The sequence below is a fragment of the Streptomyces sp. NPDC091377 genome, assembly GCF_044757045.1.
Taxonomy (GTDB): Bacteria; Actinomycetota; Actinomycetes; order Streptomycetales; family Streptomycetaceae; genus Streptomyces.
In genome coordinates this window covers 190,994-203,881 of the sequence record NZ_JBIVUE010000007.1, presented here as the reverse complement: position 1 = coordinate 203,881, position 12,888 = coordinate 190,994, and the positions used below count along the sequence as shown (strand labels likewise).

The window sequence follows — 12,888 nt, the reverse complement described above, 5'->3', positions numbered from 1 at the left end:
GGGTCGCGGAACGGGGACCGGTAAAACCGCCGGTCCCCCCTCCGACCTGCCCGAATCCCGCTTTGTCCTCTGATGGGAGAAAGCTCGATCGATCCTGACGCAAGGGGTGTTCGCCCCGGACGGACGCGGTTACCGTCCCTGAAGTGTTCAGGACACACAGACCTCCGGGGTGACGGCGCACCCCGGCGCCCGCACCGCACGCCTTCGCACCCCGACCCGTACGGCCCACCCGTTCCCCGGAGGGACTTCGTGCACAGAACCAGAACGAGAACCGAAAGCGCCCACCCCCCGAGGCGCCGCAGGCTCCGCACCACCCTCGCCCTGTTCACCGGCCTGTTGCTGGCCGTGGGCACCCCGGCGACCGTCGCAGGCGCTCACCCCGGCCACCCGGAACACGACGAACCGGCGGTCGCCGAGGAGCAGTTCCAGCAGGTGCCGCTCGCCAAGGGCGAACCCGAGATGGGCGAGCCGATGTCGCTCGCCGTCCTCCCCGACCGCAGTGTCCTGCACACCTCACGCGACGGCACCCTGCGCCTCACCGACCAGGGCGGCGTCACCAAGGTCGCCGGCAAGCTCGACGTGTACAGCCACGACGAGGAGGGCCTCCAGGGCGTCGGCATCGACCCGGACTTCAAGAACAACCGGGCGATCTACCTCTACTACGCCCCGCCGCTGGACACCCCCGCGGGCGACGCCCCGGAGACCGGCACCGCGGCCGACTTCGCGAAGTTCGACGGCGTCAACCGGCTCTCCCGCTTCGTCCTGAACGCCAACGGCACCCTTGACCTGGCCAGCGAGAAGAAGGTCCTGGACGTCGCGGCCTCCCGCGGCATCTGCTGCCACGTCGGCGGCGACATCGACTTCGACGCGGCCGGCAACCTGTACCTGTCGACCGGCGACGACACCAACCCCTTCGCCTCCGACGGCTACACCCCGATCGACGAACGCGACAACCGCAACCCCGCGTTCGACGCCCGCCGCACCTCCGGCAACACCAACGACCTGCGCGGCAAGATCCTCCGTATCAAGGTCGCCGCGGACGGCTCGTACACCGTCCCGGACGGCAACCTCTTCGCCCCGGGCACGGACAAGACCCGCCCCGAGATCTACGCGATGGGCTTCCGCAACCCGTTCCGGATGAGCGTCGACGACAAGACCGGCATCGTGTACGTGGGCGACTACGGCCCCGACGCGGGCTCCGCCAACCCCAACCGGGGCCCGGCCGGACAGGTCGAGTTCGCCAAGGTCACCGAGGCCGCCAACTTCGGCTGGCCGTTCTGCACCGGCAACAACGAGGCATACGTCGACTACGACTTCGCCACCGGCACCTCCGGTGAGAAATTCGACTGCGCCGCCCCGAAGAACACCTCCCGGCACAACACCGGCCTGGTCGACCTGCCGCCCGCGCAGGCCGCCTGGATCCCGTACGACGGTGGTTCCCTGCCCGAGTTCGGCAGCGGCTCCGAGTCCCCGATGGCCGGCCCGGTCTACCGCTACGACGCCGCGCTCGACTCCAGCGTGAAGTTCCCCGAGGCGTACGACGGGGACTTCTTCGCCGGCGAGTTCGGCCGCCGCTGGATCAAGCGGATCGAGCAGAACGCCGACGGCTCCGTCGCGAAGATCAACGACTTCCCGTGGACCGGCACCCAGATCATGGACATGGAGTTCGGCCCCGACGGCGCGCTCTACGTCCTCGACTACGGCGTCTCCTGGTTCCAGGGCGACGAGCACTCCGCGCTGTACCGGATCGAGTACGCCCAGGACGGCTTCTCCCCGATCGCCGAGGTGAGCGCCGACAAGACCTCCGGCGCGGCCGGTCTGAAGGTCGCCTTCACCGCCTCCGCCAAGGACGCCGACTCCCCGAATCTCACCTACGGCTGGGACTTCGGCGACGGCACCAAGGGCGAGGGCCTCAACCCCACCCACCGCTACAAGAAGGTCGGCACCTACACCGCCACCTTCACCGCGAAGGACCCCGAGGGCAACACCGGCAACGCCAGCGTCCGGATCGTCGTCGGCAACACCGAACCCAAGGTGCGGATCGACGTCCCCGGCAACGGCACCCTCGCCGAGTTCGGCAAGCCCGTCCCCTTCAAGGTGACCGTCACCGACCCCGAGGAGACGGTCGACTGCTCCAAGGTCAAGGTCTCCTACAGCCTCGGCCACGACTCCCACGCCCACGAACTGACCAGCGAAATGGGCTGCGAGGGCACCCTCAAACCGCCCCCCGGTGACGGCGGCCACGACCCCAACGCCAACATCTACGGCGTCGTCGGCGCCAGCTACACCGACGGCGGCGCCAACGGCCAGGAGACGCTGACCGGCACCGCCCGTACCGTGCTCCAGCCGCTGCACCGCCAGGCCGAGCACTTCGGCGCCCAGTCGGGCATCCGGACGTACGACAAGCCCGCCGCCAACGGCGGCAAGACCGTCGGCGACATCGACGACGGCGACTGGATCTCCTTCACGCCCTACAAGTTCGACGGGCAGAAGAAGATGACCGTACGCGCCTCCTCCGGCGGCGCGGGCGGCTTCATCGAACTGCGCACCGGCTCGCCCGACGGCCCGCTCCACGGCTCGGCCTACATCCCGCCGACCGGCGGCTGGGAGACCTTCCAGAACGTCGACGTGCCGCTGCGGTCCCTGCCCAAGCGCACCTCGGAGATCTTCCTGGTCTTCAAGGGCGGCCCGGGCGCGCTGTACGACCTGGACGACTTCGAGTTCTCCAAGGAGCCGTTCAAGGGCGGCAAGAAGGTCCTGGTCTTCTCCAAGACCGCCGGGTTCCGGCACGACTCCATCCCGGCCGGCGTCGCCGCGCTGAAGGAGTTGGGCGCCCCGGCCGGCATCACGGTCGACGCCACCGAGGAGGCCCGCCAGTTCACCACGGCCAACCTCGCCAAGTACGACGCCGTCGCCTTCCTCTCCACCACCGGTGACGTCCTCAACGCCGACCAGCAGGCGGCCTTCGAGAACTACGTCAAGAACGGCGGCGGCTACCTCGGCATCCACGCCGCCGCCGACACCGAGTACGACTGGGAGTTCTACGGCGGCCTCGTCGGCGCCTACTTCACCTCGCACCCGGCCATCCAGAAGGCCACCGTCCGCGTCGAGGACCACGACCACCCGTCCACCGCACACCTGGGCGACACCTGGGAGCGCACCGACGAGTGGTACAACTACCGCACCAACCCGCGCGAGCAGGCCAAGGTCCTCGCCACCCTGGACGAGACGACCTACCAGGGCGGCAGCATGAAGGGCGACCACCCGATCGCCTGGTGCCAGAGCTACGGCGGCGGTCGCTCCTTCTACACCGGCGGCGGCCACACCAAGGAGTCCTACACCGAGGAAGCCTTCCGCGCCCATCTGCTCGGCGGCATGCAGTACGCCACCGGCCAGGTCAAGGCCGACTGCAAGCCGGGCAAGGACTACCGGAAGATCTTCAACGGCCAGACCCTCGACGGCTGGAAGCAGGCCGGACCCGGCAAGTTCACCGTCAGCAACGGCGCCCTGCAGTCCGAAGGCGGCATGGGTCTGCTCTGGTACCAGGCCAAGGAGCTGAAGTCGTACTCCCTCAAGCTCGACTGGAAGATGCAGGGCGACGACAACTCCGGGATCTTCGTCGGCTTCCCGGCCTCCGACGACCCCTGGTCCGCGGTGAACAAGGGCTACGAGATCCAGATCGACGCCACCGACGCGCCCGAGCGCACCACCGGATCCGTCTACTCGTTCAAATCGGCCAACATCAAGGCCCGTGACCAGGTTCTTCGGCCGCCCGGCCAGTGGAACTCCTACGAGATCAGGGTCCAGGGCGAACGCCTCCAGGTGTTCCTCAACGGAGTCAAGATCAATGACTTCACCAACAAGGACCCCCAGCGCAGCCTGACCGACGGGCACATCGGCCTCCAGAACCACGGCGCCGACGACCAGGTCTCCTTCCGCAACATCCAGTTGAAGGAACTGCCCACCGGGTAACCGAACGGCGAGCCGGCCGGACGGCCCGCCGGACACCTGAACGGTGAGTCGTGGGAACGGCTCGCCGGACCACCGAACGGCGGCGGGCGGGGGACGCCGGACCCCCGCCCGCCGTCTCCCGCCCTCCCCCTCCTCTATCCCTATCCCTATCCCTTTCCCCTCTCCCTCTCGCCCCCCGGTTCGCGCACGACAAGGAGGCTGCCCATGTCCGCGTCCCTCTCCCGACCGCGTGTGGGAGTGTGGCTGATCGGAGCCCGAGGCTCCGTCGCCACGACCGTAGTCACGGGATGTGCCGCCGTCACCGCGGGACTGCACCCGCCCACCGGCATGGTCACCGAGACCCCCGCGTTCACCGACAGCGGTCTGCCCGCCCTCGCCGACCTGGTCTTCGGCGGCCACGACACCGTGGACTGCCCGCTGCCCAAACGCGCCGAGACCCTCACCGCCGGAGGCGTCATCCCACCCGGCCTGACGACGGCCGTCGCCGCCGAACTGGCCGCCGCGGACCGTGAGATCCGACCGGGCGGCCCCACCCCGGGCGACACCAGGAGCGAGGCCGAACTGATCGCGGCCTTCACCGCCGACATCCAGGACTTCACCCGGCGCCACCGCTTGGCCCGCACCGTGGTGATCAACGTCGCCTCCACCGAACCCGTCCCCACGGGCGACGCCCTGCCCCCCAGCACCCTCTACGCCCTCGCCGCCCTCCGCTCGGGCTGCTCCTACGTCAACTTCACCCCGTCGCAAGGCATGCAGCACCCGGCCGCCGTCCGCGAGATCGAGGCCCTCGCGGCCGAGGAGGACGGGCCGCGACCGCCCCACGCCGGGCGCGACGGCAAGACCGGCCAGACGCTCCTGCGCTCCGTCCTGGGCCCGATGTTCGCCCAGCGCGCCCTGCGGGTACGGGCCTGGTCCGGCAGCAACCTGCTCGGCGGCGGCGACGGTGCCGCCCTCGCCGACCCGGCCGCCGCCGCGGCGAAGAACGCCGGCAAGGAACGGGTCCTCGCCGACACCCTGGGCACCGCCCCCGAGGGCGAGGTCCACATCGACGACGTCCCGTCCCTCGGCGACTGGAAGACCGCCTGGGACCACATCGCCTTCGACGGCTTCCTCGGCACCCGCATGGTCATGCAGACCATCTGGCAGGGCTGCGACTCGGCACTCGCCGCGCCCCTGGTCCTGGACCTGGCCCGACTGACCGCCCGCGCCCACGAGATCGGCCTCACGGGCCCGCTGCCCCCACTCGGCTTCTACTTCAAGGACCCGGTGGGGGAGGGGCCGGCGGCCCTCGGGGAGCAGTACGTGGAACTGCTGGCCTTCGCCCAGCGGCTGCGGTCGGCGCCGGACGGGACGACCGGAGAGGAGCGGACATGAGGTTGCGGACGCTACTGGGGAGCCTGACAGCGCGGATCCCTGCCGGGAGCGGGACGAGGATCGGTGCTGGTGCTGGTGCTGGTGCTGGTGCTGGTGCCGGTGCCGGTGCCGTGGCCCGGGCGGTGGATGTCCTGCGGGGCGTCGCGGACGGCTCGGCCACGGGGTCCCGGCAGCGCCGGAGCGGCGTTTCCGGCGGCGCCGAGTCCGGAGGGTGTGCCACCGCTCCGGGGGCGCGATCCCTCTTCTCCGTGCTGCGGACGGTCCCCGTACGACTCCCCGGCTCGGACGCGCGAGCCCGGCGAACGGTGCCGGGCGCGACCCCCTCCCGGCAGGCCCCTCCCCGCCCTGGGTCGGAGCACATGCCCTCCCCTCTGGTGTCGGAGCAACTGCCGCCCCGCACCGCCCGCACCGGCTTCCCCCGTGCGGCGGCACGGGAGCCCCGCGTGTTGCAGGTCGTCGGCCGTGCCGAGCACCGCGAAGGACGCGCGCGCGACACCGAGGGACGGACAGCGGGCGACCACGGACATGCCGGTGAGGGCGAGGGCCTCGACGTCGCGGACACCGGACACCACGAAGGCGCCGCACAGGCCGGCCCGACCGCTGCTGCGGCGCCCGAACCGGCCATCGGCCGACTGCCCGACCCCCCGGACAACGTCCCCCCGCCCCCGCCAGCCGACCCGACCCCCGGTGCGGCGGCCGGCCGGCCGTCTGGTGGAGCGCACGGCGGCCCCTCCGGCCCGACGGACGCCGGGTCACCCGGTCCCGTGGCCGGTCCGCCACCCGGCCCGGCGGGCAGCGAGCCCCCGGCCCCATCAGCCGACTCGTCGCCCGGTGCGGCGGGTGGTCGGCCGTCTGGTGGAGTGCACGGCGGCCCCTCCGGCCCGACGGACGCCGGGTCACCCGGTCCCGTGGTCGGTCCGTCACCTGGCCCGGCGGGCAGCGAGCCTCCGGCCCCATCAGCCGACTCGTCGCCCGGTGCGGCGGGTGGTCGGCCGTCTGGTGGAGTGCACGGCGGCCCCTCCGGCCCGACGGACGCCGGGTCACCCGGTCCCGTGGCCGGTCCGTCACCTGGCCCGGCGGGCAGCGAGCCTCCGGCCCCATCAGCCGACTCGTCGCCCGGTGCGGCGGGTGGTCGGCCGTCTGGTGGAGTGCACGGCGGCCCCTCCGGCCCGACGGACGCCGGGTCACCCGGTCCCGTGGCCGGTCCGTCACCCGGCCCGGCGGGCAGCGAGCCTCCGGCCCCGCCAACTGATGCGGCACCCGGTCCCGCAACCGCTCAGCCCTCCGGCCCCACACCCGCTCAGCCCTCCGCCCCCGCAGCCGACCACACACCCGCCCCGACAGTCAGCACCCGATCACCCGGCACCACAGAGGGCAGCGAGCCCGGCGCCACAGAGGGCAGCGAGCCCGACACATCGGAGCACAGCGAGCCCGGTGCCGCGGAGGGCCGCGCGCCCGGCACCTCGGAGTGCGGCACTCCCGGCGCGCCGCACTCCACCGCACCCGGCGGCTGCCTCCCCGCCCCCGCCAGACTCCGCGCCTGGGCCGAACTGCTGCGGCTGCCCGCCCTGTTCACCGTGCCCGGGGACGCCCTGGCCGGTGCCGCCGCGGCCCAGGTGCGCCCTTCCTCCCGCACCGTGCTCGCCATCGGCGCCTCCCTCTGCCTCTACGAGGCCGGTATGGCTCTCAACGACTGGGCGGACCGGGAGGAGGACGCCGCCGAACGCCCCCACCGCCCCCTCCCCTCCGGCCGTATCCGCCCGGGCGCCGCCCTCGCCGCCGCCGGTGCCCTCACCGTGGCGGGGCTGGCGCTGGCCGCCCGGGCCGGCCGCCCGGCCCTCACGGTCGCCGCCCCGCTCGCGGCCACCGTCTGGGCGTACGACCTGGGCCTCAAACGCACTCCGGCCGGCCCCGTCGCGATGGCCGGGGCCCGCGCCCTGGACCTGCTGATGGGCGCCGCCGCCACCCAGGGCCGGACCCGCGAGGCCCTGCCCTCCGCGGCGCTCCTCGGCACCCACACCCTCGCGGTCACCACCGTCTCCCGCCACGAGACCGGGGGCGGCACCCCGCTCGCCCCGCTCGCCGCCCTGGCCGCCACCGCCTTCCTGACCCAGGTCACCACCCGACCCCCGGCAGGCCCCGGCGACGCAGCCACCCGGGGCCTGCCGGGCACCACCCCCCGGGCCGCGCTGTCCGCCGTCACCCGGCTCCGACCCGGCGCCGCCGAACTGCGGACCGCCCTGGCCGCCCTCTACGCCACCACCGCGGCCCGCCCCTACTTCCACGCGGCCCTCAACCCCTCACCCCCGCTCACCCAACGCGCCGTCGGCGGCGGCATCCGCGCCACCATCCCGCTCCAGGCCGCCCTCTCGGCCAGATCCGGCGCCCCGGTCACCGCGCTGGCCATCGCCGCCCTCGGCCCCCTCGCGGCCCGCTTCGCGAAGAAGGTGAGCGTCACATGACCCCCGATCCCCACCCCGCCGCACCCCCCGATCCCCACCCCCACCCCCTCCGCTTCGGCTACGGCACCAACGGGCTCGCCGACCTCCGGCTCGCCGACGCCCTCCACCTCCTCGCCGACCTCGGCTACGACGGCGTCGGGCTCACCCTCGACCACATGCACCTCGACCCGTTCGCCCCGGACGTGGCGGCCCGCACCCGCAGCACGGCCGCGCTGCTCGGCGCACTCGGCCTGGAGGTCACCGTCGAGACCGGCGCACGCTATGTGCTCGACCCACGCCGCAAACACGGACCCTCCCTGCTCGACCCCGCACCCGAGGACCGCGCACGCCGGGTGGATCTCCTGATCCGGGCCGTACGGATCGCCGCCGACCTCGGCGCGCACGCCGTGCACTGCTTCAGCGGCACCCTCCCCGACGGCACCGACCCGGACACCGCCTGGAAACGCCTCGCCGACTCCCTCACCCCCGTCCTGGACGCCGCCGCCACCGCGGGCGTCCCGCTCGCCGTCGAACCCGAACCCGGCCACCTCCTCGCCACCCTCGCCGACTTCCACCGGCTGCGCCACGAACTCGGCGACCCCGAGCACCTCGGCCTCACCCTGGACCTCGGCCACTGCCAGTGCCTGGAACCGCTCCCGCCCGCCGACTGCGTCCGCGCCGCCGCCCCCTGGCTGCGCCACGTCCAGATCGAGGACATGCGCCGCGGCGTCCACGAGCACCTCCCGCTGGGCGAGGGCGAGATGGACTTCCCCGCTGTCCTGGCCGCCCTGGCCGGCACCGGCTACCAGGGACTGACCGTCGTGGAACTGCCCCGCCACTCCCACGCGGGCCCGCACTACGCCGAACTCTCCCTCCCGTTCCTCCGACACGCCACGCCATCCCCACAAGGGAGCCCCCGATGAACCCCCGCAGCAGCCTGGACCCCCAGCCCACCGGCACCCCCCTGGGCGAACTGCGCACCCGTCTCACCGCCCGGCTCGACCCCGACGCCCGCACCTGGCTCGACCGGGCCCTCACCGAGGCCGCCGACCACCCCGGCAGTCACGGACCCATCTCCGCGTGGGAACTGCGCCTCGCCGAGGCCGGCCGCCGCTGCGGCCCCGACCACGCCGACGCCGCCCGCGTCCTGATCCTGCACGCCGCCCACGCCGACACCGCCGCCCTGACCCGGGTCTACGCCCAGGGCACCGCCGCCGAACGCCGCGCCGTGCTGCACGCCCTGCCCCATCTCGTGCCCGGCCCACAGGCCCTCCCCCTGGTCGAGGACGCCCTGCGCACCAACGACACCCGGCTCGTCTCCGCCGCCCTCGGCCCCTACGGCGCCCGCCATCTCACCGCCCACGCCTGGCGCCACGCGGTCCTCAAGTGCCTGTTCACCGGAGTCCCCCTCACCGAGGTCACGGATCTCGCCCGACGGGCCGCCGGCGACCCGGAACTCGCCCGGATGCTCGCCGACTACGCCGCCGAACGCACCGCCGCGGGCCGTCCCGTCCCCGAGGATCTGCGCCGCGTGCTGGCCCTGACCGAGGCCGCACCCCAGGTGAGCACGGCCGAACCCCACGGCAAGGAGTCCTGATGCGCATCTTCGACCCCCACATCCACATGTCCTCCAGGACCACCGACGACTACGAGGCCATGTACGCCGCGGGCGTCCGCGCCGTGGTCGAACCCGCCTTCTGGCTCGGCCAGCCCCGCACCTCTCCCACCAGCTTCCTCGACTACTTCGACTCCCTCCTCGGCTGGGAACCCTTCCGCGCCGCCCAGTACGGCATCGCCCACCACTGCACGATCGCCCTCAACCCCAAAGAGGCCAACGACCCGCGCTGCACCCCCGTCCTGGACGAACTCCCCCGCTATCTCATGAAGGACCAGGTCGTCGCCGTCGGCGAGATCGGCTACGACTCCATGACCCCGGCCGAGGACCACGCCCTCGCCACCCAGCTCCAGCTCGCCGCCGACCACGAACTGCCCGCCCTCGTGCACACCCCGCACCGCGACAAGCTCGCCGGGCTGCGCCGCACCATCGACGTCGTCCGCGAGTCCGCGCTGCCCCTGGACCGTGTCCTCATCGACCACCTCAACGAAACCACCGTCAAGGAAGCCAAGGACAGCGGCTGCTGGCTCGGCTTCTCCGTCTATCCCGACACCAAGATGGACGAGAGCCGGATGGTCGCCGTGCTCCGCGCCCACGGCCCCGAGAAGGTGCTCGTCAACTCCGCCGCCGACTGGGGCCGCAGCGACCCCCTCAAGACCCGCAAGGTCGGCGACCTCATGCTCGCCGAGGGCTTCTCCGAGGACGACGTCGACCGGGTGCTGTGGCGCAACCCGGTCGCCTTCTACGGGCTCAGCGGCCGGCTGAACCTCGACGTCGCCGACACCGACGCCACCCACGAGGGCAACTCCATCCTCCGCGGCGGGGAGTGAGCGATGCGCTTCCGCCACCCCGACGGCTCCACCGTCCACCTGGCCTACTGCACCAACGTCCACCCCGCCGAGACCTTCGACGGCGTCCTCGCCCAACTCCGCGACCACTGCGAACCCGTCCGCCGCCGCCTCGGCCGCGACCGCCTCGGCATCGGCCTGTGGCTCGCCAAGGACGCCGCCGGCACCCTGGTCTCCGACCCGTCCGCCCTGCGCACCCTGCGCACCGAACTCGACCAGCGCGGCCTGGAGGTCGTCACCCTCAACGGCTTCCCCTACGAGGGCTTCGGCGCCGAAGAGGTCAAGTACCGCGTGTACAAACCGGACTGGGCCGACCCCGAACGCCTGGAGCACACCACCGCCCTGGCCCGGCTGCTCGCCGGACTGCTCCCCGACGACGTCACCGAAGGCAGTGTCTCCACCCTGCCCCTCGCCTGGCGCACCGCCGCCGGACCCGAGCGCACCGCCGCCGCCCACACGGCCCTGCTCACCCTCGCCGAACGCCTCGACGCGCTGGAGGAACTCACCGGCCGCTCCCTGCGCATCGGCCTGGAACCCGAACCCGGCTGTGTCGTCGAGACCACCGCCGACGCCCTCGCCCCACTCACCGCGATCGGCCACCCCCGCATCGGCATCTGCGTCGACACCTGCCACCTCGCCACCTCCTTCGAGGACCCGGACACCGCCCTGGACGCCCTCACCCGGGCCGGTGTCCCCATCGTCAAATCCCAGCTCTCCGCCGCCCTGCACGCCGAACACCCCCATCTCCCCGAGGTCCGCACGGCCCTCGCCGCCTTCGACGAACCCCGCTTCCTGCACCAGACCCGCACCGCCACCGCCGCCGGACTGCGCGGCACCGACGACCTCGGCGAAGCCCTCGCCGGGGAGCGACTCCCCGAAGGCGCGCCGTGGCGCTCCCACTTCCACGTCCCCCTGCACGCCGCCCCCGCGGCACCCCTCACCTCCACCCTCCCGGTCCTGCGCACCACCCTGGCCCGCCTGGTGGGCGGCCCCGTCCCGCTCACCCGCCACCTGGAGGTCGAGACCTACACCTGGCAGGCGCTCCCGCCCGAACTGCGCCCCCGCGCCCGCAGTCAGCTCGCCGACGGCATCGCCGCCGAACTCACCCTCGCCCGCGACCTGCTGACGGACCTCGGTCTCAAGGAGCTGCCGTGACCCCGCCCCCGCCGCCCACCGCCGACACCCGGCCCGAGACCGGCCGCCCGACCCCGCTCCTGGTCGTGGACGTCGTCGGTCTCACCCCCCGGCTCCTCGACCACATGCCCCACCTCGCCTCCGTCGCCACCTCCGGCTCCCGTGCCCCGCTCGGCACCGTCCTGCCGGCCGTCACCTGCTCCGCCCAGTCCACCTTCCTCACCGGCACCACCCCCTCCGAGCACGGCATCGTCGGCAACGGCTGGTACTTCCGCGAACTCGGCGAGGTCCTGCTCTGGCGCCAGCACAACGCCCTGGTCACGGGCGACAAGATCTGGGACGCCGCCCGCCGCGCCCACCCCGGCTACACCGTCGCCAACGTCGGCTGGTGGTACGCCATGGGCGCCGACACCGACTACACCGTCACCCCCCGCCCCGTCTACTACGCCGACGGCCGCAAGGAACCCGACTGCTACACCCGTCCACCCGCCCTCCACGACGAACTCACCGAGAAGCTCGGCACCTTCCCCCTCTTCCACTACTGGGGCCCCACCGCCGATCTGGTCTCCAGCCAGTGGCTCATCGACGCCACCCGCCACATCAACCGCACCCGCCGTCCCGATCTCACCCTCTGCTACCTCCCGCACCTCGACTACGACCTCCAGCGCCACGGCCCCGACGACCCCCGCGCCCACCGGGCCGCCGCCGCCCTGGACCAGGCCCTTGCCCCGCTCCTGGACGACGCCCGCGCCGAAGGACGCACCGTCGTCGCACTCTCCGAGTACGGCATCACCCCGGTGAGCCGCCCGGTCGACATCAACCGCGCGCTGCGCCGGGCCGGACTGCTGGAGGTCCACACCCAGGCCGGTATGGAGTACCTCGACCCGATGGCCTCACGTGCCTTCGCCGTCGCCGACCACCAGATCGCCCACATCTATGTGCGCCGCCCCGAGGACCTCGACGCCACCCGCGCCGCCCTCGCCGATCTGCCCGGCATCGAGCGACTCCTGGACGACGAGGACAAGAAGGCCCACCGGCTCGACCATCCGCGCGCCGGTGAACTCGTCGCCGTGGCAGAGCCGGACGCCTGGTTCACCTACTACTACTGGCTGGACGACGACCTCGCGCCCGACTTCGCGCAGCTCGTGGAGATCCACCGCAAACCCGGCTACGACCCGGTCGAACTGTTCATGGATCCCCACGACCCCTACGTCAAGGTCAAAGCGGCGACCGCGCTGGCCCGCAAGAAACTCGGCATGCGCTACCGCATGGCGGTCGTGCCTCTGGATCCCTCGCCTGTTCGAGGCAGCCACGGCCGACTTCCCCTGAGCGACGACGACGGTCCGCTCATCATCTGCTCCACCCCCCGCGCTGTCGGAGACCGCCTCGCGGCCACCGATGTCAAGTCACTCCTGCTCCACCTCGCCGGCCTCGGCCGGCCCGTCGGACCCGGCGATCCGACTGCTCACAAGTGAAGCACTCACCACTGACAACGCCCTCCCAG

Annotated in this window: 8 protein-coding genes; all 8 read left to right on the top strand. The window is 72.9% G+C overall.

The features are described from left to right. Nucleotides 1-249 precede the first annotated feature (249 nt). The 8 genes from ACIQNG_RS17830 to ACIQNG_RS17795 all read left to right on the top strand — a co-directional run bounded on the left by ACIQNG_RS17830 (nt 250) and on the right by ACIQNG_RS17795 (nt 12,859). Nucleotides 250-3,972 carry a ThuA domain-containing protein gene (locus tag ACIQNG_RS17830; protein WP_401485949.1) on the top strand — a complete coding sequence of 1,241 codons (3,723 nt, stop codon included), beginning with the start codon at nt 250-252 and terminating at the stop codon, nt 3,970-3,972. Between the two features lie 204 nt (nt 3,973-4,176). After that, the gene (locus ACIQNG_RS17825) at nt 4,177-5,346 is read left to right on the top strand and encodes an inositol-3-phosphate synthase (RefSeq protein ID WP_401485947.1); all 1,170 of its coding nucleotides are present in this window, start codon (nt 4,177-4,179) and stop codon (nt 5,344-5,346) included. A 1,550-nt stretch (nt 5,347-6,896) separates the two neighbouring features. Then, on the top strand, nt 6,897-7,808 hold the full coding sequence (locus tag ACIQNG_RS17820; protein WP_401486312.1) for an SCO3242 family prenyltransferase: 912 nt from the start codon (nt 6,897-6,899) through the stop codon (nt 7,806-7,808). Then, nucleotides 7,805-8,710, top strand: coding sequence for a sugar phosphate isomerase/epimerase family protein (locus ACIQNG_RS17815; protein WP_401485946.1), 906 nt, complete (start codon nt 7,805-7,807; stop codon nt 8,708-8,710). Before ACIQNG_RS17820 ends, ACIQNG_RS17815 begins: the two co-directional genes overlap by 4 nt. Then, nucleotides 8,707-9,384 (top strand): EboA domain-containing protein, encoded by a 678-nt coding sequence (locus ACIQNG_RS17810; RefSeq protein ID WP_401485944.1) that lies wholly within the window; start codon nt 8,707-8,709, stop codon nt 9,382-9,384. Before ACIQNG_RS17815 ends, ACIQNG_RS17810 begins: the two co-directional genes overlap by 4 nt. Continuing rightward, entirely contained in the window at nt 9,384-10,232 is an 849-nt protein-coding gene (locus ACIQNG_RS17805; protein WP_401424735.1) for a TatD family hydrolase, read from the top strand. The genes ACIQNG_RS17810 and ACIQNG_RS17805 overlap by 1 nt, the downstream gene beginning before the upstream one ends. Nucleotides 10,233-10,235: 3 nt before the next feature. After that, on the top strand, nt 10,236-11,405 hold the full coding sequence (gene eboE / locus ACIQNG_RS17800) for a metabolite traffic protein EboE (RefSeq protein ID WP_401424733.1): 1,170 nt from the start codon (nt 10,236-10,238) through the stop codon (nt 11,403-11,405). Continuing rightward, nucleotides 11,402-12,859, top strand: coding sequence for a nucleotide pyrophosphatase/phosphodiesterase family protein (locus ACIQNG_RS17795; RefSeq protein WP_401485941.1), 1,458 nt, complete (start codon nt 11,402-11,404; stop codon nt 12,857-12,859). Before eboE ends, ACIQNG_RS17795 begins: the two co-directional genes overlap by 4 nt. Nucleotides 12,860-12,888 lie beyond the last annotated feature (29 nt).